Source organism: Mycobacterium sp. SM3041 (assembly GCF_039668335.1).
GTDB lineage: Bacteria > Actinomycetota > Actinomycetes > Mycobacteriales > Mycobacteriaceae > Mycobacterium.
In genome coordinates this window covers 162052-184558 of sequence record NZ_JAYXBQ010000002.1, presented here as the reverse complement: position 1 = coordinate 184558, position 22507 = coordinate 162052, and the positions used below count along the sequence as shown (strand labels likewise).

Here is a 22507-nt window from a genome sequence, read left to right as displayed (position 1 = left end):
ATAGCGGCGTTGGCTACTCGGCTTTTTTCGCCCTCAGCGGAACATCAACGCAGCCAGACGTGACATCCAGCACGTCAACAGAAAAAATCAGCGGTAGCCGTCGTGCTCGGAGGTCGCCTCGTTGAGCGACGCATCCGCATAACCGCGGCAGTAGTCCCACGTCACGTAGGCATCAGGCTCGGGATCGTAGGCCGGCTCGTGGGGACGGACGGTGCCGTCGACCAGCAGCTGCAGCAGGTTCGCCCGCAGCATGTCCCAGTCGTGGTAATGGTCCTGCTGACACTCGTCGCAACAGACGACGAGGCCGCGAATGCCCTTGTGCGCCAACAGCGTTTCGTACACTGCCAGATCGGCGAGATCGGCCTCGACGGCCATGCGTTCCTGCGGGTCCAGGGGTTGTCCGGGCTCCAGTGCATCCAGAACGGCCGACGGGTCCATGGGATCGTCGGCGAACGGGTCGGGTGGCAAGCCCGGCGGCAGGTGGTCACGCACAGGTCCACCCTACTTATCACCCCCGACCATGCGCCAGCCGTTACCCCGGCGAGCCGCCACCGAGTGGAGTTCGTTGCACGCAGTCTGGGCCGATAGGATGGCTTTTTAGTTCCACGACTGTGTCTGCCCTGGAGGCCCCACCCATGTCGATCGCTGAAAGCAGCGTTCCCATCTCCGTTCCGGTGCCGACCGGCGGTGACGATCCGACCAAGGTCGCGATGCTCGGGCTGACCTTCGACGACGTCCTTCTGCTGCCCGCGGCGTCCGACATCATCCCGGCGACTGCCGATACGTCCTCCCAGTTGACGCGCAACATCCGGCTGCGGGTGCCGCTGGTCAGCTCGGCCATGGACACCGTCACCGAGTCGCGGATGGCCATCGCGATGGCCCGTGCCGGCGGTATGGGCGTGCTGCACCGCAATCTGCCGCTGAGCGAGCAGGCCGCGCAGGTCGAGACCGTCAAGCGGTCCGAGGCCGGCATGGTCACCGACCCCGTCACCTGCTCGCCGAGCAACACCCTGGCCGAGGTCGACGCCATGTGCGCCCGGTTCCGGATCTCCGGCCTGCCGGTCGTGGACACGTCGGGGCAGCTCGTCGGCATCATCACGAACCGCGACATGCGCTTCGAGGTCGACCAGGACAAGGCCGTCGCCGAGGTCATGACCAAGGCTCCGCTGATCACCGCCCAGGAGGGCGTCTCGGCCGAGGCCGCGCTGGGCCTGCTGCGCCGGCACAAGATCGAGAAGCTGCCCATCGTCGACGGCCACGGCAAGCTCACCGGGCTGATCACGGTCAAGGACTTCGTCAAGACCGAGCAGTTCCCGCTGGCCACCAAGGACAGCGACGGCCGCCTGCTGGTCGGGGCCGCGGTCGGCGTCGGTGACGACGCCTGGACCCGCGCCATGACACTGGCCGACGCCGGCGTCGACGTCCTGATCGTCGACACCGCGCACGCGCACAACCGCGGCGTGCTGGACATGGTCGCCCGCCTCAAGAAGGCCGTCGGCGAGAAGATCGAGGTAGTGGGCGGAAACGTCGCCACCCGCTCGGCCGCCGCCGCGCTGTGCGAGGCCGGCGCCGACGCCGTCAAGGTGGGCGTCGGGCCCGGCTCCATCTGCACCACCCGCGTCATCGCGGGTGTCGGCGCCCCGCAGATCACCGCCATCCTGGAGGCGACGGCCGCGTGCCGCCCCTACGGCGTGCCGGTCATCGCCGACGGCGGTCTGCAGTACTCGGGCGACATCGCCAAGGCGCTGGCCGCCGGCGCGTCGACCGCCATGCTCGGCTCGCTGCTGGCCGGTACGGCCGAATCGCCGGGTGAGCTGATCTTCGTCAACGGCAAGCAGTTCAAGAGCTACCGCGGCATGGGCTCGCTCGGCGCCATGCAGGGTCGCGGTCAGGGCAAGTCCTACTCCAAGGACCGCTACTTCCAGGACGACGTGCTGTCCGAGGACAAGCTGGTGCCCGAGGGCATCGAGGGCCGGGTGCCGTTCCGCGGTCCGCTGTCCACCGTCATTCACCAGCTCACCGGCGGTCTGCGGGCTGCCATGGGCTACACCGGTTCGGCCACCATCGAGCAACTGCAGCAGGCGCAGTTCGTGCAGATCACCGCGGCGGGCTTGAAGGAAAGCCACCCGCACGACATCACGATGACCGTCGAAGCACCGAACTATTCCTCGCGCTAACTGACAGGGAAGTCAAAGAACACATGCGTGACATGGTCGAAATCGGCATGGGCCGGACCGCTCGTCGTACCTACGAACTGGACGACATCAACATCGTGCCGTCGCGGCGCACCCGCTCCAGCCAGGACGTTTCCACGGCCTGGCAGCTGGACGCCTACCGGTTCGAGATCCCGGTCCTGGCGCACCCGACCGACTCGCTGGTGTCGCCCGAATTCGCCATCGAGATGGGCCGCCTCGGCGGCCTCGGTGTGCTCAACGGTGAGGGCCTGATCGGCCGGCACCGCGACGTCGAGGACAAGCTCGCCCAGGTGGTCGAGCTGGCGGCCAAGGAAGACGATCCGTCGGCGGCCGTTCGGCTGCTGCAGCAGCTTCACGCGGCGCCGCTGGACCCGGAGCTGCTCGGCGCCGCCGTGGCACGTGTGCGTGAAGCCGGCGTAACCACCGCGGTGCGGGTCAGCCCGCAGAACGCCCAGGCCCTGACGCCGACGCTGGTGGCGGCCGGCATCGACCTGCTGGTCATCCAGGGCACCATCATCTCGGCCGAGCGGGTGGCGCAGGACGGTGAGCCGCTCAACCTCAAGACCTTCATCTCCGAGCTGGACGTGCCCGTCGTCGCCGGTGGCGTGCTCGACCACCGCACCGCTCTGCACCTCATGCGCACCGGCGCGGCCGGCGTCATCGTCGGCTACGGCTCGACCTACGGCGCGACGACCAGCGACGAGGTCCTGGGCATCAGCGTGCCCATGGCCACCGCGATCGCCGACGCCGCCGCCGCGCGGCGCGAGTACCTCGACGAGACCGGCGGCCGCTACGTGCATGTGCTGGCCGACGGCGACATCCACACCTCGGGTGACCTGGCCAAGGCCATCGCCTGCGGCGCCGACGCGGTCCTGCTGGGCACCCCGTTGGCCGCCGCTGCCGAAGCGCCTGGTGAGGGCTGGTTCTGGCCGGCTGCCGCGGCGCACCCGTCGCTGCCGCGCGGCGCGCTGCTGCAGGTCGCCCTGGGTGAGCGTCCGTCGCTCGACCAGGTCCTCAACGGCCCGTCCGACGACCCGTTCGGCTCGGTCAACCTGGTCGGTGGTCTGCGCCGGTCGATGGCCAAGGCCGGGTACTGCGACCTCAAGGAGTTCCAGAAGGTGGGCCTCACCGTCGGTAGCTAGTACCGGCGGTAGCGAGTTAGGTTTACCTTGGTAGCTGGTTACCGAGCGGTAGGTCCATACTTCTGCCATGGAGCCTGACTACGACGTCTTGATCATCGGCTCGGGTTTCGGAGGCAGCGTCAGCGCCCTCCGGCTCACCGAGAAGGGTTACCGCGTTGGAGTGTTGGAAGCCGGCCCCCGGTATTCCGACGCCGACTTCGCAAAGACCTCGTGGGACCTGCGAAAGTTCTTGTGGGCCCCCAAGTTCGGCATGTACGGCATCCAGCGGATCCACCTGCTGCGCAACGTCATGATCCTGGCGGGCGCGGGTGTCGGCGGTGGTTCGCTGAACTACGCCAACACGCTCTACATCCCGCCGGACCCGTTCTTCAACGACCCGCAGTGGAAGAACATCACCGACTGGCGCGCCGAACTGATGCCGCACTACGAGCAGGCGCAACGCATGCTCGGTGTCGTCCAGAACCCGACGTTCACCGACGCGGACAAGATCATCAAAGAGGTCGCCGAGGACATGGGCTGCGCCGACACCTTCGTCGCGACGCCCGTCGGTGTGTTCTTCGGACCGGACGGTGAGAAGACCCCGGGCAAGACGGTGCCCGACCCGTACTTCGGCGGGGCCGGCCCGGCCCGCACCGGGTGCATCGAGTGCGGTGAGTGCATGACGGGCTGCCGGCACGGCGCCAAGAACACTCTGGTGAAGAACTACCTCGGCCTGGCGGAAAAGGCCGGCGCACAAGTACATCCGCTCACCACGGTCACCAGCTTCGAGCAGCGCGGCGACGGGCTGTGGGAGGTGTCGACCCGACGCACCAACGGCAAGGTGCGGCGCGGCAAGCGGACCTTCACCGCCAAGTACCTCATCGTGGCGGCCGGTACGTACAACACCCAGAAGCTGCTGTTCAAGGTGCGCGACACCGGCAAGCTGACCAAGCTGTCGGACAAGCTCGGCGTGCTGACCCGGACCAACTCCGAGTCGATCGTCGGCGCGCAGACCCGCGAAGTGCCCACCGACATGGATCTGACGCACGGCGTGGCGATCACGTCGTCGATCCACCCGACACCGGACACCCACATCGAACCGGTGCGGTACGGCAAGGGCTCCAACGCCATGGGCATGCTGCAGACGCTCATGACGGACGGCGCCGGCCCGCAGGGCACCGACGTGCCGCGGTGGAAGCAGTTCCTGGACCAGGCCGGCGAGGACCCGCGTGAGCTGATCAGGCTGCTCAACCCCAAGCGGTGGAGCGAGCGGACCGTGATCGCACTCGTCATGCAGCACCTCGACAACTCGATCACCACATTCACCAAGCGCGGGCCCGGTGGCATCCGGATCATGTCGTCCAAGCAGGGCCACGGCGAGCCCAACCCGACCTGGATCCCGGTCGGCAACGAGGCGACGCGGCGGATGGCCGAGAAGGTCGGCGGCATCGCCGGCGGCACCTGGGGCGAGCTGTTCAACATCCCGCTGACCGCGCATTTCCTGGGCGGCGCGGCGATCGGCGACAGTGCCCAGACGGGCGTCATCGACCCCTACCACCGCGTCTACAACTACCCGACACTGTTCGTCACCGACGGTGCCGCGATTTCCGCGAATCTCGGTGTGAACCCGTCACTTTCGATCGCGGCGCAGGCCGAGCGCGCGGCGTCGCTGTGGCCGAACAAGGGGCAGGACGACGCGCGGCCGGCACAGGGCGAGCCCTACCGGCGCATCGAACCGATCGCGCCGGACCGTCCCGTCGTCCCGGCCGATGCCCCCGGCGCGCTGCGCCGACTGCCGATCACCCCGGTCTAGTAGGGATTTGTGCACGATTTTCCGCGCTGACCGCGGAAAATCGTGCACAAATCCCCGGGGTCAGACGGTGTGCAGCCGCCGGTGCGTGGGCGCCCGGCCCGGCGGTTGCGGCGGCGGGGGCAGTAGCGACTGCCGCCGCTTGACGTCGACGACGGTCGGCTCGCGCGTACTCAGCGTGAGGTCGGATCCGGCATGGCGGATTTCCAGGGTGGAGTCGGGTCCATCGCGCAGGGTGTACGTCACCTCGTTGTGCGTCGCGTCGACGGTGATCCGAAATTCCCTCCACCGCAACCGAAATCGGAGCCGGGACAGACTGTCCGGCAGCTGCGGGTCGAGCGCGAGGATGCCTTCGTCGTCACGCAGGCCACCGAAACCGGCGACCAGCGCGATCCAGGCACCGGCCAGGGATGCCATGTGCAGCCCGTCGCGAGTGTTGTGGTGCAGATCGCGGAGGTCGATCAAGGCCGCCTCATAGGCATAGTCGTGCGCCAATTCCAGGTGGCCGACCTCGGCGCACATCACCGCCTGCGTGCACGCGGACAGCGAGGAATCCCGGACCGTGCGCCGCTCGTAATAGTCGACGTTGTGCGCCTTCTGCTGAGCGGTGAAGGCGTGCCCTTGCCACTGCATGGCCAGCACCAGGTCGGCCTGCTTGATCACCTGCGCCGGATACAGCCGCACGTACGGGTAGTGCAGGAACAGGGGATAAGCGCTGTCGGGCGTGAACTTCCATTCCGCGAAGGTGGTGAAGCCCTCGCACTGCGGATGCACGGCGAGTTCGTCGTCGTACGGGATGTGTGCGGCGGCCGCGGCGTCGCGCCAGGCGGCGGTCTCCTCGTTGGTCACGCCCATCGCATAGGCATTGTCGGGGTGCCGCGTGCATGCGTCGGCGGCGACGCGCAGATTGTGCGCCGCCATCAGATTGGTGAAGACGTTGTCGCGCACCATCGCGGTGTACTCGTCGGGGCCGGTGACGCCGTCGAGATGCCAGACGCCATGTCGGTCGTGGTGTCCCAACGACATCCACAACCGTGCCGTCTCCACCAGCACGTTCAGGCCGCAGTCGACTTCCAGGGATTGGTCACCGGTGGCGTTGCGGTAGCGCTCGAACGCCATCGCGATGTCGGCGTTGACGTGCCACGCCGCGGTGCCCGCCGGCCAGTACGCCGAGCACTCGGGTCCGGATATGGTGCGCCACGGGAAGCTCGCGCCGCGTAAACCCAGTTCCGCCGCACGGCTTTTCGCCAATCCCAGGATCGAAGCACGCCAGCGCAGGGCGTCGGCGACGGTATGCGGTTTCGTGTAGGTGAGCACCGGCAACACGAAACCTTCGGTGTCCCAGAAAGAGTGACCGTCATAGCCGGTTCCGGTCAGCCCCTTCCCGGCGATACCGCGGCATTCCGCGCGCGCACTGGCCTGCAATACGTGGAACAACCCGAACCGCACGGCCTGCTGACAGTCGGGGTCACCGTCGACTTCGACGTCGGCGCTGTCCCAGAAATCGTCGAGATAGGCGCGCTGCAGATCCAGCAGACCCTCCCACCCGCTGTAGTGCGCGCCGGCCAGCGCACCGGCGACCTGATCGCGCAGCGCGGGCCGTGACCGCAGGCTCGACCAGCCGTACGCCAGATACTTCACGATGCGCAGTTGCTGACCCGGTCGCAGACCGCAGATCACGGTGGTACGCGCCAGATCTGGGCGGGCGTCGGTGCTCACCTCGACACGGCCCGGGACTTCGATCTCGTGGTCCATCGCGGCGGCCATCATCAGGCCACTGCGCTTGGTCTGGTGGATCAGCAGGCCGCTGTGTTGGTTGTGTTCGTGGTGTATCGCCTGCAGGGGATTGGCAAGGGCCGCCGCGACGCGGGGATCCGACGAGGTCTGCGGCTGGTCCTCATTGGCAACCAACTCCGATTGCACTGTGACGTGGGCGAATTCGTCGATGGCCTCGACGATGTATTCGATGGCCGCGACGCTGCGCTGGGCCAGCGAAACCAGCCGAACCGACTTGACGCACACCTGCTTTCCGGCCGGTGACCGCCAGTGCACGGTGCGCGAGAGGGTGCCGGCACGCAGATCCAGAATTCGCTCGTGGTCGAGGAGTTCGCCGTACCGGACGTCGAAGGGCTCGTCGTCGACCAGCAGGCGGATGATCTTGCCGTTGGTGACGTCGACGATGGTCTCGCCGCCCTGGGGATAGCCGAATCCGCTTTCTGCGTACGGCAGCGGCCGGGTTTCGTAGAACGAGTTGAGATAGGTGCCGGGCAGCCCGTGCGGTTCCCCTTCGTCGAGATTTCCGCGAAAGCCGATGTGTCCGTTGGACAATGCGAACACCGACTCCGACTGCGCCAACAGCTCGAGGTCCAGTTGGGTCTCGCGGACCTGCCATGGCTCGACGGGAAATGAATCCTGAGTGATCATCGTCGGCCTACAGCAGCTCGGCCAGGTCGCGGACCACGACGTCTGCGCCGCTGTCGCGTAGTTGCGTGGCTTGATCGGCTCTGTCCACCCCGACGACGTACCCGAATCTGCCGTTTCGGCCCGCTGCGACACCGGCCAGGGCGTCTTCGAAGACGGCGGCCGCCGCCGGTTCGACGCCCAACAGTTGTGCGGCCCGCAGGAACGAATCCGGTGCCGGTTTGCCCGCGATGTGCTCGTCTCGCAGGGTCACACCGTCGACCCGCTGTTGGACGAACCGCGACAGTCGGGTCGCGTCGAGCACTTGACGGGTGTTGGCGCTCGACGACACGACCGCGATGCCGAGTCCGGCAGCGGCGACCGCCTCCAGATATTTCCGCGATCCGCTGAACGCCTCGATGCCGTCGTCGTGCAGCACCTGCTGGAACATCTCGTTCTTGCGGTTCCCGAGTCCGGCGACGGTCTCGGCGCCGGGCGGGTCGTCAGGGTCGCCCTCGGGAAGGTCGACGCCGCGGCTGCGCAAAAATGAGCGGACGCCGTCCTGGCGCGGCTTGCCGTCGACGTACTGCAGGTAGTCGTGACTGTCGAACGGGACGAACGGTTCGCCGTCGCGTTCGGCGCGGTGCCGCAGATAGTCGTCGAACATCGCCTTCCAGGCCTTCTTGTGCACGCTCGCGGTGTCGGTCAGGACGCCGTCGAGGTCGAACAGGCAGGCGTGCACGGCGTCGGGGAGACCCAGCATGGTTGCTCTTTCGGTCGGGAGCGGTTCTGCTGTGTCCTTTCCCGCTTTTCGGCCCGGTTATTCGTCGTCGCTATGCCGCGCTGATCACGCGGCTGGGCGTTCCGTGGATGTCGACGGGGACGTCGCCGGTCAGGGTGACGCGGTGCATCAGCCGGTGCTGGCCGTCGTAGTCGTCGACGGCGCGGTGCTGGGTGGCCCGGTTGTCCCACATCGCGACGTCGCCGGGCTGCCAGTTCCAGCGAACGGTGTTCTCTGTCATGGTGATTCGTCGCTGCAGCAGTTCCAGCAGGGCGGCCGACTCGTAGCTGTCCAGGCCGACGAAGCCGCGGACGAACTGGCCGGCCACCAGGGCGCGTTCCCCGGTCTCGGGGTGGACCCGCACCACCGGGTGCTCGGTGCGGAAATCGGGCTTCTGGAATTCGGCCTGGTAGCCCTTCTGCTCGTCGGTGAGGTGGGTCGTGTCCACGGTGACGTCCTTGAGGTAGTCGAACCGGTTGGAGTGCACGGCTCGCAGGTTCTCCGCCAGCGCTTTGAGCGGGGCGGGCAGCGCCTCGTAGGCCGCGACGGTGGAGGCCCACAGGGTGGAACCGCCGTAGGTCGGCAGGGTGACGGCGCGGAGTACTGATGCCGAGGGGTAGTCGGGCATGAACGTCACGTCGGTGTGCCAGCGGTTGGCCTTGCCGTACTCCGAGTCGATCGGGGTGATCTTCGGTGCGTCGGCGCGCTTCATCGAGTGATGGCCGACCAAGTCACCCATCAGTTCCCCGAAGGCCTGCTGTTGTGCGTCGTCGAGGTGGTCCTGACCGCGGAAGAAGATGACCTTGTGCTCCAGCAGCGCGGCGCGAATCTCGGTGATGGTGTCGGGGGAGAGGTCACCGCCCAGTCGCACGCCGTCGATGACGGCACCGATCTTGCTGGTCAGTTTCGTGGCGTTGAGCATGACGTTCCTTTCGGCCGAGGCGACTGTAGTCAATTGACTACAGCACGTAGGCGCTAGTGTAGCCACATGACTACAGGCGTGCCAGTGGGCCGGGACGAGGTCGTCGCAGCTGTCCTCGAGGCCGCATCGGAGCTGTTCGCCGCACGCGGTCCCGCCGCCACGTCGATCCGGGACATCGCCGCGAAGTCGAACGTCAACCACGGTCTGGTGTTCCGGCACCTCGGCTCCAAGGACCAGCTGGTCGGAGCGGTGCTGGACCATCTGGGGCAACGGCTCAAGGGCCTGATCGACACCGATGCGCCGGCCGACGTGATCGACGCGGCAGTCGACCGACAGCTCCGGGTGATCGCCCGGGCCGCGCTCGACGGGTACCCGGTCGGGGAGTTGCAGACCACATTTCCCAACATGGCGCGCCTGCTCGACGAATTCCTGCCCCGGTACGCCGACGAGAATCAGGCCCGGCTCGCGGTGGGCAACATCATCGCGCTGCAACTCGGCTGGCGACTGCTGGGGCCATTCCTGCGGCCCGCGCTGGGGCTCGGCGAGATGACCGATGACGACGTCCGCGCCGCCGTGGGCGCCGCAGCCGAGCGGTTGGCAGAGCCGCCGGCTGCCCACCACTAGACTGGGCGGGTGCAAACACCAGCTTCACAGCCCGTTCTGGTCATCGACTTCGGTGCGCAGTACGCGCAGCTGATCGCCCGCCGGGTCCGCGAGGCTCGGGTGTTCTCCGAGGTGCTGCCGCATACCGCGACGGTCGAGGACATCAAGGCCAAGAACCCGCAGGCCATCGTGCTGTCCGGTGGGCCGTCCAGCGTCTACGAAGACGGCGCGCCGCAACTGGACGCGGCGATCTTCGACCTCGGCGTCCCGGTGTTCGGCATCTGCTACGGGTTCCAGGCCATGGCGCAGGCGCTCGGCGGCACCGTGGCGCACACCGGCACCAGTGAATACGGCCGGACCGAACTGAAAGTCTCCGGCGGAGAACTGCATTCAGGCCTGCCCGGCACGCAGCCGGTGTGGATGAGCCACGGCGACGCGGTCACCGCGGCGCCCGCCGGATTCGACGTCGTGGCCAGCAGCCCCGGTGCCCCGGTCGCCGCCTTCGAGGACCGGGCCCGCAAGCTGGCCGGTGTCCAGTACCACCCCGAGGTGATGCACTCGCCGCACGGCCAGCAGGTGCTGAGCCGGTTCCTGCACGACTTCGCCGGCATCGGCGCGACCTGGACCGCGGCCAACATCGCCGACCAGCTAGTCGAGCAGGTGCGCGAGCAGATCGGCGACGGTCAGGCCATCTGCGGCCTGTCGGGCGGCGTCGACTCGGCGGTCGCGGCCGCGCTGGTGCAGCGCGCCATCGGCGACCGACTGACCTGTGTGTTCGTCGACCACGGCCTGCTGCGCGCGGGGGAGCGTGAGCAGGTCGAACGCGACTTCGTCGCCGCGACCGGTGCCAAGCTCGTCACCGTCGACGAAGCCGACCGCTTCCTCGACGCCCTGTCGGGTGTGACCAACCCCGAAGGCAAGCGCAAGATCATCGGCCGCGAGTTCATCCGGGCCTTCGAGGGCGCGGTGCGCGACACCCTGGGATCGAGCGAGTCCGAGATCGAATTCCTGGTGCAGGGCACGCTCTACCCGGACGTCGTGGAATCGGGCGGTGGCACCGGTACGGCCAACATCAAGAGCCACCACAACGTCGGCGGTCTGCCCGAGGACCTCAAGTTCAAACTCGTCGAGCCGCTGCGGCTGCTGTTCAAGGACGAGGTGCGCGCCGTCGGCCGCGAGCTCGGCCTGCCCGAGGAAATCGTTGGGCGCCAACCGTTCCCGGGCCCGGGTCTGGGTATCCGGATCGTCGGCGAGGTGACGGGCTCCCGGCTGGACACGCTGCGCCGCGCCGACTCGATCGCCCGCGAGGAGCTCACCGCGGCCGGTCAGGACCAGAGCATCTGGCAGTGCCCCGTGGTGCTGCTCGCCGACGTGCGCTCGGTCGGTGTGCAGGGCGACGGGCGGACCTACGGACATCCGATCGTGCTGCGCCCGGTGTCCAGTGAGGACGCCATGACCGCCGACTGGACCCGCGTGCCTTACGAAGTGCTGGAACGCATTTCGACGCGCATCACCAACGAGGTGCCCGAGGTGAACCGCGTGGTGCTGGACATCACCAGCAAGCCGCCGGGCACCATCGAGTGGGAGTGATCCCCCTCCGCTGACGGGTGAGTCTCAGCGCGCCGGGTCGCCCCGCCACGCGAAGCTGTTGACGTACTGGCCCATGTCCAGGGCGAGTTGCAGGCCGACCGCGGACGGCTTCCCGGAGCCGAAGTCGGGCCCGAAACGGTGGTACGGACCGGAGGCCGCCGCAATCAGTGCCAGGTCGTTCTTGACGGCGACGAGCACCAACAGCCGCATCCGGGAGTACTGGCGGCTCGCGCCCTGCGGATACCAGTCGGCGACGACGCCGTAGCCCGTCTGGTAGCCGACCATGGCGTTCGGAATTTCGTACGCGGTCTTGGCATCCGGATAGGTCGACTTGACCAGTTCGGCCGCAATGTCTTTCGGCTGGCGTCCGGTCGCGGGCCGGCTGAACAGCTGCAGCATCCCGCCGTCGCCGGCGAGCAGTTTGGCCAGCACGCCGTGGTCGTCCTTGGTCACTTCGTACGCCGATCCGGTCGCCGGGTAGGCGACGCTGAACGAGCCGTCGGGTGCGGTGAACCGGGGGTTGATGGTCACCGGCTGACCCATGGGCGGATGGCCGCATTCCGGCGGGCACACGTACCGCACGGCCGGCTTCTCCAGAAGTCCGGACACCCCGACCAGGAGCGCGGCCAGCACCACTGCGGCGAGGACGAAGATCAGTGTCACCTGAACGCGTTTCGTGGTCCGGGTCGGCGTCGTCGCGTAGGCAGGCGCGTGCAGCGAGTAGCCGGGGAGGAGCCCCACCGTCAAGCTGTCGGCGGGTGCCGGGCGGTCGGTGCGCTGGCTGTGCCGTGCGGCCCGTGACGATGCCCGGGTGGCGGCGCCGCAGGCCGCGCAGAACGGGGCGTCGGGCACCACGTGGCCGCACTGGGTGCACAGCAGTGGCTCGTCCATGTTGTAGTCGTCGTGGGCCTCGTGCAACAGCGCCAGGTGCAAGCCGACGCGCAATGCCAGCAGTGCGACGAGGGTGAGCGCGAAATACATTGCCAGCTGGACGAACTGGGGCAGTTGGACCGCGTCGATCAGGCCGAGCAGGGCGTAGACCACGGCGACGATCACCGCGATCAGGGTCAGCGTCAGCCGGACGTAGCCTCGATGTTGGTGCGCCTTGTTCGGTGGCCGGGTGAACCACAGCGCCGCACCGATCAGGCCGCCGACGGTGGCCGCGATGATGGGAGTGGCCAGGCCGCGGATACCGGCCTCGACCAACAGGCCTTGCAGCGGGCGGTCGCGGTTGACCATGCCGGTGCCGAACTGCGGGGCCAGCCGGGTCAGGGTTGCCGCCGCGGTGAAATAGATGGCGGCGTGGGCGCCGATGGCGTAGCCGTGCAAGGCTTCTCGATGGCCGGGCCGGACCAGACGGATCACCAGTGTGGGCACCTGCATCAGCAGGAGGCCACCGAGCGTGGCGCCGAGGCCGGTGCGCAGCATGCGGGCCGCCGCGATGCCCGCACCGAGCGGGATGCCGTAAGACCGGGCGGCCACCGCTCCGGTGAGCAGCGCCCACCCGACGCCCAGCGCGACGGCGAGACCGGCGGTCAGCCAGAGGTTGCCCCGCGGTGCGTCCTGGTTGAATTCCGATTCCCGGAGATAGATTCCGAAGATCACGGGCAGCCCGAGGACGGCGACGGCGACGAGCGCGCCGGGCAGGCGAAGCATCGCGGTGGCGACCAGGGCCAGCACCAGGGCGACGAGCCCGAGCATGAACGACGTGCGCGACCGCGGGGACAGGTGGGGGAACAGCGAGCTGGTGATCGACAGGCGAAGCAGATGCTGGCCGGGTGCGGCGCTGAACGACCGCGCCCGCAACCAATGCGGTCCGTCGTGACGGTGTTCGCTCAGCGGCGCGCCGCACAGCCCGCAGTACTCGCCCGCCGGGACGTCCAGCTGGCAGACCTCGCACTCCATCATCGGCCGGTCTTCGAGCTGGGTGCTCATTGCGTCACCTTCTGCAGCAACAACAGGTTTTCCGCCAGGTTCTCCACGTTCGGGGTGCCGAGCCCGCTGACCAGGTCGTAGCCCGGGCCCGCCGTGTCAACGGCGTTGCCGCCCAAGGTGATATCGCGGAATGCCGGTCGCGGGGCGCCGGTGGCAATCCGATACAGCAGCGGGTTGAGCGCGCCGATCGGCCGTCCGCCGTTGGCGGTGAGGTATTGCGTCATGACGGCGGTCAGGCCGGCCCAGATCGGTGCGGACTGCGAGGTGCCGCCGCCGACGACCACCTCCTTGTCCACCACGATCCGCACGCCGGTGTAGGGATCGGCGACGGCCGAGATGTCCGGCGTCATGCGCTTGCCGGCGCTGCGTTTCGGGTCGACCTGGTTCGCCGCGGCCGCCTGCCAGCGTGGCTGGTCGAACAGTGCGGAGACGCCGCCGCCGGTGCCCTGGGAGAGCGGGACGTTGAACCAGGCCTGTTCGTCCACCCACCTGCCCTCGGCATCGGTGGACAGGGTGCTGCCGCCGACGTTGGTCATCTCGGGCAGCGACGCCACCGAATCCAGCCCGATGTCGGCGGGGCCGGGAGGGGAGTCCCAGTCGTCGCCGCCCTTGCATTCCAGTCCGGCCAGGTCGCCGCTGGCGTCAAATGCCGTGGTGCCGTGCGCTTCTGCGGCGGCCAACGCCGAGCGGACGGGAGTGAGGTCGGCCGCGGTGGTCAGTTTGTCGCAGCCCCAGCCGATCGACAGGCTCCAGATCGCGCCGGGGAAATCACGGTCGGTCCGCTCGAACATCTCGCCGATCTTCACGTAGGCGCCGTCGCCGGTGACGGTCGGACGGGCGTTGACCACGACCAGCCGGGCGTCGGGGGCGATGGCATGGATCACCTCGAGGTCCATGGTGGTCTCGCCGCGCTCGTCGCCGGGCTGCCCGCCGATGAGGGTCGGGGTGAACTTGGGCAGGCCGAAGGTGGTCGAGAACTGGTCCAGGTCGGCTTGGTCGTAACCGTTGAAAGCGAAGACCACCACCGTGGTGCCCTTGCCCGTGTGGCCGGCGGCGCTCAACTTGTCGGCGTGGTAGGCGCTGAGCAGGTGGCTCGGGGTCAGTCCGCGTTCCGGGACACCCTGCGGCGGGTCCTGCGGTGCCGAATCGTGGTGCGGGGTGTAGCTGAGGATCCGGCCCAATTCGGCGACCGTGCCTTGTAGTTCGGTGGGGAGCTGGGGTTGCTGCGGCGCGGCGTAGAACTCCTGTCCACGCCGGCCGCGATAGTCGTGCACCTCGACGCCGAAGGCGGCGCCCATCCGGTCGGGGTCGCCTTCGACGACGGCCCAGTTGTCGCCGGGGCGCCAGCGCACCGAAAGGCGTTGCAGCTCAGCCCAATTGATCAGCGCGTCCGGTCGATGGTTCGCATCGAGCGTGGCGGTGAGCTGGACGCGCTGCGGATGAGCGGGCCCGAGATCGGTCGAGGAGGCGAGTAGCGACGCGAAGGGACCGTCGATGGTGCCCGACGGCTGGTCTGACGCCGTGGTCGGCCGGCCCGGGGTGGGCAGGTTGACGACCACCATCGTCAGCGTGGCGGCAAGCGCCAGGGCAACCAGCCATCGCCGGGGTGGTGTCCGATTCGGCGATGGCATGTACCAACGGTAGCGCGAACCCGGATTCTGCTGGGCCGGTAGGCAACCCGGGTTGGTTGTCAGTTGCGGTGCGTGCCCGGTGTGGCGGTGGGCGCCGGGTTGGCGGTGACCGACGGGGTGAACAGGTTGCCGCCGTTCGGGCTGAGCGACTTCTCGGTCGGGGTGACCGCCGATGTGGTCGTGGTCGTGGTGGTGGTCGACGGCGCCTCGGGGGTCTTCTTCTCCTCGCCGCAGCCGGCGGTGAGGCCGATCATCGCGATGAGTGCGGTGCCTCCCGCTGCGGCGGCGACGCGGTGGACCAGACGATTCGAACGCATGATGCATGCCCTTCCACTAGCGCAGCGGTCCACCAAGCCCCGAGCGGGATTTCCGGACCTATTCCAGTTATGAGCGTACAGGTCAGAACGCTGCGATGGCGGTGTTGTGGGTCACCGGCGGCTTGACCGTGTCGGTGGGTGGGTGTTTACTCACGATATCGAACAAATATTCGAATATTGACAGTGTCTGATGGTGCGGGAGGTGTTGTTGTGGCGGCTGTGACCAGTCTGGCGAATAGCCAGATTGACCGCGCTGACCAGCTGGAACAACTCCGGCGCAAGATCGCCGAGATGTCGGGACCCGCGGGTTTGCGCGGCCGGGACCGGGGACGGTCCGAGCCTGCCCCGAAGGTTGCCGAAAGTTTGCTGGAACCGTCGGATCTGCAGTCTGAGCTGCTGCCTGACGTGTTGCCCCGCGGCACGGTCGCGGTGCTCTCGGGGGCCCGCTCGCTGCCGTTGCGAATGGTGGCCGCGGTGACGGCGGCCGGTGGGTATGCGGCCATCGTCGGTCAGCCCAAGGTCGGGCTGCTGGCCGCGGTGGAGATGGGGGCCGACCTGGAACGCATCGCGCTCATCCCGGACCCGGGGCCGGACCCGGTGGAGGTGGCCGCGGTGCTCATGGACGGGCTCGACCTGGTGCTGCTCGGGCTGGGTGGCAAGTCCGTTCCGGCCGGCCGGGCGCGGGTGGTGGCGTCCCGGGCCCGGCAGCGCGAGTGCACCCTGCTGGTCACCGACGGCGACTGGCCCGGGGCGACGGCCCGGCTGGAGGCCAGGGTCCGCGGGTACGAGGTGGTCGGAGCGGGCGACGGGGACCCGGTGCCGGGGTGCGGGCGGATCGGCCGGGTGCGGCTGGACACGCGGGCCCGCGGCCGCTCGATGCGTCCGCTGCGAGCGGTGGGTGGCTGAGATGTCCCGGGTGTTGGCCATCTGGTGCATGGACTGGCCCGCGGTGGCGGCGGCGGTGGCGGCCGGGCTGCCGGTGACCGAACCGGTGGCGGTCACTCTGGCGAACCGGGTGGCGGCCTGTTCGGCGTCGGCGCGGGCATCGGGCGTCCGAAGGGGGTTGCGGCGCAGGGAAGCTCAGGCACGCTGTCCGCAATTGCACGTCGCCACCGCCGATCCGGCGCGGGATGCCCGTCATTTCGAGGGGGTGACGGCTGCGGTCGACGAGGTCGTGCCGCGCGCAGAGGTCCTGCGGCCGGGGCTGCTGGTATTGCCGGTGCGTGGCGCGGCCCGGTATTTCGGGTCGGAGCAGACCGCGGCTGAACGATTGGTCGACGCGGTGGGTGCGGCCGGGGTCGAATGCCAGGTGGGCATCGCCGACCAGCTGCCCACGGCGGTCTTCGCGGCCCGGGCGGGGCGCATCCTCGCGCCGGGTGAGGATGCGCAGTTTCTCGCAGAATTGTCCATCCGGCAGTTGGCCACCGAACCGAGCCTGTCCGGTGAGGGCCGGGAAGAACTGGCGGACTTGTTGTGGCGCATGGGTATCCGAACCATTGGGCAGTTCGCCGCGTTGTCCCGGACCGACGTGGCGTCCCGGTTCGGTACCGATGCCGTGGTCGCGCACCGGTTTTCGCGGGGTGAACCGGCGCGCCGCCCGTCGGGACCGGAGACGCCGGCGGACCTCGACGCCGTGATGGACTGCGACCCGCCGATCGACCGGGTGGACGCGGCGGCATTCGCCGGACGCTCGCTGGCAAGCCAGTTGCACCGCAGCCTGGAGTCCGCCGGGGTGGGGTGCACTCGGCTGGCCATCGATGCGGTGACCGCCAACGGTGAGGAACTGCAACGGGTTTGGCGGTGTGCCGAGCCGCTGACCGAGGATGCCACCGCGGACCGGGTGCGGTGGCAGCTGGACGGTTGGCTGACCAGGCGGGGACTGGGCGGCGCCGGGCCCACCGGACCCATCACGGTGTTGCGGCTGCATCCGGTCGAGGTCGTCTCGGCCGCGGCATTGCAGTTGCCGTTGTGGGGATCTTCCGGAGATGACGACCGGATGCGCGCCCGGCGGGCGCTGGTGCGGGTCCAGGGTCTGCTCGGGCCGGAGGCGGTGCAGGTGCCGGTGCTCAGTGGTGGACGGGGGCCGGCCGAGCGCATCACGCTCACGCCGCTGGGTGATGAGGTGGTGCCGTTGAATGATCCAACCCAGCCGTGGCCCGGGCGCCTGCCGGAGCCGGCTCCGGTGGTCCTGCTGGATGACCCGGTGGAACTTGTTGACGTACGCGGTGATTCGGTTCGGGTGACGGACCGGGGCATGTTCTCCACCGATCCGGTGGGGCTGACGGGTTCGGGGTACCGCGGGGCGTTGCGCTGGTGGGCTGGGCCGTGGCCGGTCGACGAACGCTGGTGGGATCCGGAGCGGGGGAAGGGCCGCACGGCCCGGGTTCAGGTGCTGCTCGGAGATGAAGGGGAGAGCCGTGCGCTGCTCCTCTGCTATCGGCAGCGGCGGTGGTATGTGGAGGGGGTTTATGAATAGTTAGTTCGTCTGGTCGGCGGCGACAGCCTGGTGGATCAACTGCGGCAATGGCCCGCGCCAGAGCGGTCCGTGTCCGGGAATGATTGTGTCGGCGGGCAATTGCGCGATGTGAGACAGGCCGGCACGCATGGCCGGCTCGTCTTCGTTGAACACCGCGGGCAGCAGCTGCGGGCCTGAACCGAGTGCGGACAGCGGATGAGCAGTGACGAGGGCATCGCCAGTGAACAGCACACCGGTCGACGGCATCAACCACGCTGTGTGTCCGCTGGTGTGGCCGGGTGTGGCGATCGGTACGAGGGCGCCGGGCAGGTCGAGGGGGACATCGGCGGGTACCGGCACCGCGTCGGCGATGGCGATCGACATGTGCGGCAGGACGGCGCACAGCGTCTGCCGAACCCATCTACGGCCAGCTCGGTGTGCGCACTGCTGCAGCATTTGACGTGGCGTGATCTGCTCAAGATATTCGCGTCGTGCGTGGTGCGCTTCCTCGGTGCCGGTCAGCACCGGTACGTGGCGGCGGGCGCGCAAAGTGGGGATGCCGCCGACGTGGTCGAGGTGTGCATGGGTGAGCAGGATCGCCTGGACATCTTCGACACGGCGTCCGATGTGCTCGATGGATGCGAGAAGTCGCGCACCGTCATTCGGGTAGCCGCTGTCGATGACCGTCACTGCGTCGCCGTCGGTGATCAGCGCCCAGTTGACGTTGGTGCCGGTGACCATGTGCACCTGGTCGTTCACCTGGATGATGTTCATGCGCGGTGCTTTTCGGCGCCGGATCGGAATTCGTGAGTGATGGTGCCGATGCCGTGGATGGTCAGGTCGATCCTGTCTCCCGCTTGAGGAAGATGATCGGATTCGATTCCCGAGCAGCCCGGCAGGGTTCCGGTGCCGAACAGCTCTCCGGGATAGAGCTGTTCGCTCTTGGAGGCGTGGGCCAGGGCTTCGCCGAGTGAGTGCTGCATGCCCCTTGTGGAGCTTCGTGTCACGGTGACACCGTTGATCCTGACTTCGGCTTCCAGCGTGTACGGGTCGATGCCCGACGTCGCGGCGACCACGGTATCGGACATGGAGCTGGCGAAGTGTTTGGCTTTCTGCGGTCCGAAACCGCTACGCATCTCGGCGATTTGGACGTCGCGGGCGGACAGGTCATTGAGGACGACGTAGCCACTGATCGCTGCGACGGCTTCAGCCGGTGTGGCATTGCGGAGCGGGCGGCCGATGACGAACCCGAGTTCGAGCTCATAGTCGAGGTCGCGGGCGTAAGCCGGTGTGGTGATCGGTGTTCCACTGGGCACGAAGGTCAGCGCGTTGCTCATGTAGTAGATCGGCTGCTCGAACCACAGCCGGTTCGGCTTGAACATCGGGAACGTCGATCCGGTGATGCGCTCATACGCGGCCGTCACCCGGTAGCGGCCCGGCAGGTACCGGCGCGCCATCGCGCGTGACGCGTCGATGACGTGTTGTTCGTAGAGCATGAAGTCGCGGAAAGATGCGGGAGCGAACGGTAATCGCGCATCGGTCGCCACGCCGTCGACGGCCGCATCGCGCCACTCAGGTACTGGCGGAAGCCCAAGCGGTAGTTGATCATTCGTCCATCGCTGCCAAACACCGCCGGACTGCACCTCGACGACGGTGGCACCGTCGGTGTGCCGTCGTCGCATGGCCTGTACCTGGGTTTCGTCGATCATGTGGTCTGTGCTCCTTTCAGCACCAGGTCGATCCGTGCGGCGAGCCCGTGCGTGACGTCATGATGAGTGACCAGGCGCCGGAAATGCAGTGGCGCGATGATGGTTTCGATGATGAGCGCTGCATCGGCGGTCGTGGGCAGCTCGTTGCGATCGATGCCGCGCGTGATGATGGTCTTGGCGACCTGAAACCGCTCGGTCCAGAACCGCGTACGGGCGTCAGCGATGTCGGGGGAGTCTGCGGCGACGGAACTCGCCGCACGGGTCAATGCATAGCCGCGCGGTGACTCCAGGTATTTCGCGAGCGACGTGGTGAACTCGATCAGGTCCTGGCGCAGGTTGCCGGTGTCGGGGATGGGAATCGCAGCTTCGCTGCTGGCCAGTAGTGCGTCGGCGATGACGTTTTCCCATGTGCCCCAACGGCGATAGATCGAGGACGGAGCTACGCCGGCGTGGGCCGCCAGTTCGGGGAGGCTTGATGACGTGACGCCGGTCTCGAGGAGGTCGAGTGCGGCTTCCAGGACGGCGGTCCGGATGCGCGCGGAACGTCCACCCGGGCGGCGTGAGACCTCATTCGGTTCCTCCACGGCAACAGTGTAACGCAAAGATCATTGCGTTAGGGAGAAATCTCTGCCTACCATCGGCGCACTGTCACGCCCGACCGGAGGCCCTCATGTCACGCATTGCCAAGAATCTGATCGTCAGCCTCTGTGCGTTGACGGGAACCACCGAATACGCCGCGCGGCGAGTCGGCGTCGGTTACTTCCTGCCCGAGCTGTTCGTCGACCGGTTCGCCCACATGGGTGGAATCGACAAGCGGCTCTTCACAAGTCAGCTGCGGGACTGCCGCTCGTTCGACGATCAAGCGTGGGTGGATTACTGGCGCCGACTCGCCGCCCGGCACCTCGAAGTGGCCGCAGCCGCGCTGGTCCGGTTGGGCGGCCCGGCCCCAAGCGAGCTGCTGGTACCGGCCGACGACGACCTTGTCGGCCGCCTCGGCGCCGTGCTGGCGCCTGCGGTGGACGTGTTTGCCGAGCGCGCCCCGGAAACCGTCGGGCAGTTGGTCACGTCGTTCATTGCCGACAATCCCGACCATGTCGATGCCGCCGTCGCCGTCGACGAACTGGTCAAAGCCATGACGTACCTGTTCGCCGCGTCCTGGCCGGGCTGGACGCCCCGGCGGCTGCAGGCCTACGCCGAGTCGCAGTGCCTCTTCGAGGCGCTGATCCGCGCGCTGGCTCCGGCCATGGGTATCGACGTCGAGGTCATCACGCTGCATGTCGACGGTGAAGCCGTCAAGGGTTATGCGGCGTTTCCGGCTGGGGGCGAGCCCGCTGCCACAGTGCTGATCACCAACGGTATGGAAGGCACCATCCAGGAGGTGGCGATCCCGATTCTGAAGTACCGCCACAACGGCATGGCGGTCGTCACGATGGAGATGCCCGGCACCTATGCCTACCGCAAGCCGCTCTCGCTTGAATCCGAAAACCTCTACACGGCCATGCTCGATCACCTGACCGCGCACCCTGGTGTCGACGCCGACAGGATCGGCATGGTCGGCGTCAGCTTCGGCGCGCACTGGTCGGCGCGAATGGCTGCGCGCGACAAGCGAATCAAGGCGGTGGTTGCCAACGGCGGCCTCTACCACCGCAGCTTCAAGCCGGCCGGCACCTTCGGCATGCCCGCGATCATCCTGAGTACCCTGCGCAACACCATCGGTGCCACCAGCCTCACGGACATGGGCCGGCGATTGCACGCCTTGTCGCTCGAAGCCCTCTACGCCGACATCGCGGTGCCGCTGCTCGTCATCAACGGTGACACCGACACCCTCGTCTCGACACAGGACTCCGTCGACCTCGCCAACGCTGCACCCCGCGGCGAGCTGATCCTGTACCCCGACGACGACCACTGCGCCATGGGGCACTACAGCGAATGGCTCGCCACCAGCGTCTACTGGCTCCAGCAGCACCTCGGCTGAGGCGGAGGCAAGGCGTCAGAAGATTGTGGTTGTGCACAACTGAATTGTGGGCTACAGTTCTTCACGTGGACGCACTCACCTTGGACCGCCAACTCTGCTTCGCCTTGTACTCGGCGTCGCGGGCGATGACGGCGGCCTACCGGCCGATCCTGTCCGAGCTGAATCTCACCTACCCGCAGTACCTGGTGCTGCTGGTGTTGTGGGAAGAGGAACGGGTCACGGTCGGGCGCCTTGGTGAGCGGCTGCAGCTGGATTCGGGGACTCTCTCACCGCTACTGAAACGGCTGGAGGCCAACGGATTCATCCGTCGTGAACGGTCGCAGCAGGACGAGCGTCAGGTCGAGGTGAGCCTCACCCCGGCCGGCCGCAAGCTCGAGGGAAAGGCCCAGTGCATCCCCGAGAAGCTGGGCGCCCAGACCGGCATCACCGAGCAGGAAGCCGCGGATTTGCGCGATGCGATCCGCCGATTGACCGATGCGCTCACCGCATCGCACTGATTTACCGACGCAATCCGCGTCACCGGTACCACCCACCACAAGGAGATCGACATGAAGACGCTGTACACCGCCGAAGCCCTGGCCACCGGCGAAGGTCGCGACGGCCACGGCCGCACTTCCGACGGCAAGCTGGACCTGGATCTGGCCATCCCGAAGGAGATGGGTGGCAGCGGCAACGGCACCAACCCCGAGCAGCTTTTCGCCATCGGCTACGCCGCCTGCTACCACTCGGCGCTGCGCCTGGTCGCCCGCGAAGCCAAGGCTGACGTCACCGATTCGTCTGTGGGAGCCCGGGTTTCGCTCGGCCAGCTGGACAACGGCGGATTCGGCCTGGCGGTCGAGCTGGAGATCACCCTGCCCAACCTGGAGCACGATGCCGCCCAGGAGCTGGCGGACAAGGCCCACCAGGTCTGCCCCTACTCCAACGCCACCCGCGGCAACATCGACGTCAAGATCACCGTCACCGACGACTGAGCTCCCGCCGCGAGCTGGGGGCACCTCCCGCTTGCGGGGGAACGTAAACCTGTCGAATTCCGTTCGGGAAAGACAGTTTTGCGCCAGCTCGC

Annotated in this window: 20 protein-coding genes; 10 read left to right on the top strand and 10 right to left on the bottom strand. The window is 67.9% G+C overall.

Annotated elements, in window-relative coordinates; translation table 11 throughout:
• Positions 1–87: 87 nt before the first annotated feature.
• Complete coding sequence (locus VXD91_RS02680; protein ID WP_020102483.1) at positions 88–492, bottom strand: DUF5319 domain-containing protein; 405 nt, start codon at positions 490–492, stop codon at positions 88–90.
• Positions 493–635: 143 nt separating this feature from the next.
• Here VXD91_RS02680 and guaB point away from each other — a divergent pair, with 143 nt between their 5' ends.
• The 3 genes from guaB (at position 636) to VXD91_RS02665 (ending at position 5129) form a co-directional block, all read left to right on the top strand.
• Positions 636–2177 (top strand): IMP dehydrogenase, encoded by a 1542-nt coding sequence (gene guaB / locus VXD91_RS02675; RefSeq protein WP_133427623.1) that lies wholly within the window; start codon positions 636–638, stop codon positions 2175–2177.
• A gap of 32 nt (positions 2178–2209) precedes the next feature.
• Positions 2210–3337 carry a GuaB3 family IMP dehydrogenase-related protein gene (locus tag VXD91_RS02670; protein ID WP_346414607.1) on the top strand — a complete coding sequence of 376 codons (1128 nt, stop codon included), beginning with the start codon at positions 2210–2212 and terminating at the stop codon, positions 3335–3337.
• Between the two features lie 67 nt (positions 3338–3404).
• Positions 3405–5129: a GMC family oxidoreductase gene (locus VXD91_RS02665; RefSeq protein WP_346414581.1), complete on the top strand. Its 1725-nt coding sequence runs from the start codon at positions 3405–3407 to the stop codon at positions 5127–5129.
• A 60-nt stretch (positions 5130–5189) separates the two neighbouring features.
• Here VXD91_RS02665 and VXD91_RS02660 read toward each other — a convergent pair whose 3' ends face one another.
• The 3 genes from VXD91_RS02660 to VXD91_RS02650 all read right to left on the bottom strand — a co-directional run bounded on the left by VXD91_RS02660 (position 5190) and on the right by VXD91_RS02650 (position 9229).
• Complete coding sequence (locus VXD91_RS02660) at positions 5190–7550, bottom strand: glycoside hydrolase family 65 protein (protein ID WP_346414580.1); 2361 nt, start codon at positions 7548–7550, stop codon at positions 5190–5192.
• A 7-nt stretch (positions 7551–7557) separates the two neighbouring features.
• A complete protein-coding gene (locus VXD91_RS02655; RefSeq protein WP_318986500.1) occupies positions 7558–8289 on the bottom strand; it encodes a beta-phosphoglucomutase family hydrolase in 732 nt (243 codons plus the stop codon).
• Between the two features lie 70 nt (positions 8290–8359).
• A complete protein-coding gene (locus tag VXD91_RS02650; protein WP_318986501.1) occupies positions 8360–9229 on the bottom strand; it encodes a TauD/TfdA family dioxygenase in 870 nt (289 codons plus the stop codon).
• A 66-nt stretch (positions 9230–9295) separates the two neighbouring features.
• On the opposite strand from VXD91_RS02650, the gene VXD91_RS02645 reads away from it, so the two are divergent.
• Both VXD91_RS02645 and guaA read left to right on the top strand, forming a co-directional pair.
• Entirely contained in the window at positions 9296–9853 is a 558-nt protein-coding gene (locus tag VXD91_RS02645; protein ID WP_212806821.1) for a TetR/AcrR family transcriptional regulator, read from the top strand.
• Between the two features lie 9 nt (positions 9854–9862).
• The gene (gene guaA, locus VXD91_RS02640; RefSeq protein WP_212806820.1) at positions 9863–11422 is read left to right on the top strand and encodes a glutamine-hydrolyzing GMP synthase; all 1560 of its coding nucleotides are present in this window, start codon (positions 9863–9865) and stop codon (positions 11420–11422) included.
• A gap of 24 nt (positions 11423–11446) precedes the next feature.
• On the opposite strand, the gene VXD91_RS02635 is transcribed toward guaA, so the two are convergent.
• From VXD91_RS02635 to VXD91_RS02625, 3 genes are read right to left on the bottom strand one after another with little or no spacing between them, the layout of a single operon-like run.
• Entirely contained in the window at positions 11447–13357 is a 1911-nt protein-coding gene (locus VXD91_RS02635) for a zinc ribbon domain-containing protein (RefSeq protein WP_346414579.1), read from the bottom strand.
• On the bottom strand, positions 13354–14988 hold the full coding sequence (locus tag VXD91_RS02630) for a S53 family peptidase (RefSeq protein WP_346414578.1): 1635 nt from the start codon (positions 14986–14988) through the stop codon (positions 13354–13356). Before VXD91_RS02630 ends, VXD91_RS02635 begins: the two co-directional genes overlap by 4 nt.
• A 59-nt stretch (positions 14989–15047) precedes the next feature.
• A complete protein-coding gene (locus VXD91_RS02625) occupies positions 15048–15305 on the bottom strand; it encodes a hypothetical protein (protein WP_212806817.1) in 258 nt (85 codons plus the stop codon).
• Positions 15306–15515: 210 nt separating this feature from the next.
• On the opposite strand from VXD91_RS02625, the gene VXD91_RS02620 reads away from it, so the two are divergent.
• Complete coding sequence (locus tag VXD91_RS02620) at positions 15516–16211, top strand: hypothetical protein (protein WP_212806816.1); 696 nt, start codon at positions 15516–15518, stop codon at positions 16209–16211.
• Positions 16204–17781: a DNA polymerase Y family protein gene (locus VXD91_RS02615; RefSeq protein ID WP_346414577.1), complete on the top strand. Its 1578-nt coding sequence runs from the start codon at positions 16204–16206 to the stop codon at positions 17779–17781. Before VXD91_RS02620 ends, VXD91_RS02615 begins: the two co-directional genes overlap by 8 nt.
• On the opposite strand, the gene VXD91_RS02610 is transcribed toward VXD91_RS02615, so the two are convergent.
• The 3 genes from VXD91_RS02610 to VXD91_RS02600 are packed head-to-tail and all read right to left on the bottom strand — an operon-like array spanning position 17782 to position 20053.
• Entirely contained in the window at positions 17782–18534 is a 753-nt protein-coding gene (locus tag VXD91_RS02610; protein ID WP_346414576.1) for an MBL fold metallo-hydrolase, read from the bottom strand.
• The gene (locus VXD91_RS02605) at positions 18531–19469 is read right to left on the bottom strand and encodes a fumarylacetoacetate hydrolase family protein (protein ID WP_346414574.1); all 939 of its coding nucleotides are present in this window, start codon (positions 19467–19469) and stop codon (positions 18531–18533) included. The genes VXD91_RS02610 and VXD91_RS02605 overlap by 4 nt, the downstream gene beginning before the upstream one ends.
• On the bottom strand, positions 19466–20053 hold the full coding sequence (locus tag VXD91_RS02600; protein ID WP_346414573.1) for a TetR/AcrR family transcriptional regulator C-terminal ligand-binding domain-containing protein: 588 nt from the start codon (positions 20051–20053) through the stop codon (positions 19466–19468). The genes VXD91_RS02605 and VXD91_RS02600 overlap by 4 nt, the downstream gene beginning before the upstream one ends.
• An 86-nt stretch (positions 20054–20139) precedes the next feature.
• On the opposite strand from VXD91_RS02600, the gene VXD91_RS02595 reads away from it, so the two are divergent.
• From VXD91_RS02595 to VXD91_RS02585, 3 genes are all read left to right on the top strand, one after another.
• On the top strand, positions 20140–21444 hold the full coding sequence (locus VXD91_RS02595; RefSeq protein WP_346414572.1) for an alpha/beta hydrolase: 1305 nt from the start codon (positions 20140–20142) through the stop codon (positions 21442–21444).
• 65 nt (positions 21445–21509) lie between these two features.
• On the top strand, positions 21510–21941 hold the full coding sequence (locus VXD91_RS02590; RefSeq protein ID WP_346414571.1) for a MarR family transcriptional regulator: 432 nt from the start codon (positions 21510–21512) through the stop codon (positions 21939–21941).
• 51 nt (positions 21942–21992) lie between these two features.
• A complete protein-coding gene (locus VXD91_RS02585) occupies positions 21993–22415 on the top strand; it encodes an organic hydroperoxide resistance protein (RefSeq protein WP_020102468.1) in 423 nt (140 codons plus the stop codon).
• Positions 22416–22507: the final 92 nt, after the last annotated feature.

What these genes read in the sequence shown, in the direction of transcription:
- guaB (WP_133427623.1), top strand. Translation starts at nt 636, where the DNA reads ATGTCGATCGCTGAAAGCAGCGTTCCCATCTCCGTTCCGGTGCCGACC.
- VXD91_RS02670 (WP_346414607.1), top strand. Translation starts at nt 2,210, where the DNA reads ATGGTCGAAATCGGCATGGGCCGGACCGCTCGTCGTACCTACGAACTG.
- VXD91_RS02665 (WP_346414581.1), top strand. Translation starts at nt 3,405, where the DNA reads ATGGAGCCTGACTACGACGTCTTGATCATCGGCTCGGGTTTCGGAGGC.
- VXD91_RS02660 (WP_346414580.1), bottom strand. Translation starts at nt 7,550, where the DNA reads ATGATCACTCAGGATTCATTTCCCGTCGAGCCATGGCAGGTCCGCGAG.
- VXD91_RS02655 (WP_318986500.1), bottom strand. Translation starts at nt 8,289, where the DNA reads ATGCTGGGTCTCCCCGACGCCGTGCACGCCTGCCTGTTCGACCTCGAC.
- VXD91_RS02650 (WP_318986501.1), bottom strand. Translation starts at nt 9,229, where the DNA reads ATGCTCAACGCCACGAAACTGACCAGCAAGATCGGTGCCGTCATCGAC.
- VXD91_RS02645 (WP_212806821.1), top strand. Translation starts at nt 9,296, where the DNA reads ATGACTACAGGCGTGCCAGTGGGCCGGGACGAGGTCGTCGCAGCTGTC.
- VXD91_RS02635 (WP_346414579.1), bottom strand. Translation starts at nt 13,357, where the DNA reads ATGAGCACCCAGCTCGAAGACCGGCCGATGATGGAGTGCGAGGTCTGC.
- VXD91_RS02630 (WP_346414578.1), bottom strand. Translation starts at nt 14,988, where the DNA reads ATGCCATCGCCGAATCGGACACCACCCCGGCGATGGCTGGTTGCCCTG.
- VXD91_RS02625 (WP_212806817.1), bottom strand. Translation starts at nt 15,305, where the DNA reads ATGCGTTCGAATCGTCTGGTCCACCGCGTCGCCGCCGCAGCGGGAGGC.
- VXD91_RS02610 (WP_346414576.1), bottom strand. Translation starts at nt 18,534, where the DNA reads ATGAACATCATCCAGGTGAACGACCAGGTGCACATGGTCACCGGCACC.
- VXD91_RS02605 (WP_346414574.1), bottom strand. Translation starts at nt 19,469, where the DNA reads ATGATCGACGAAACCCAGGTACAGGCCATGCGACGACGGCACACCGAC.
- VXD91_RS02595 (WP_346414572.1), top strand. Translation starts at nt 20,140, where the DNA reads ATGTCACGCATTGCCAAGAATCTGATCGTCAGCCTCTGTGCGTTGACG.
- VXD91_RS02585 (WP_020102468.1), top strand. Translation starts at nt 21,993, where the DNA reads ATGAAGACGCTGTACACCGCCGAAGCCCTGGCCACCGGCGAAGGTCGC.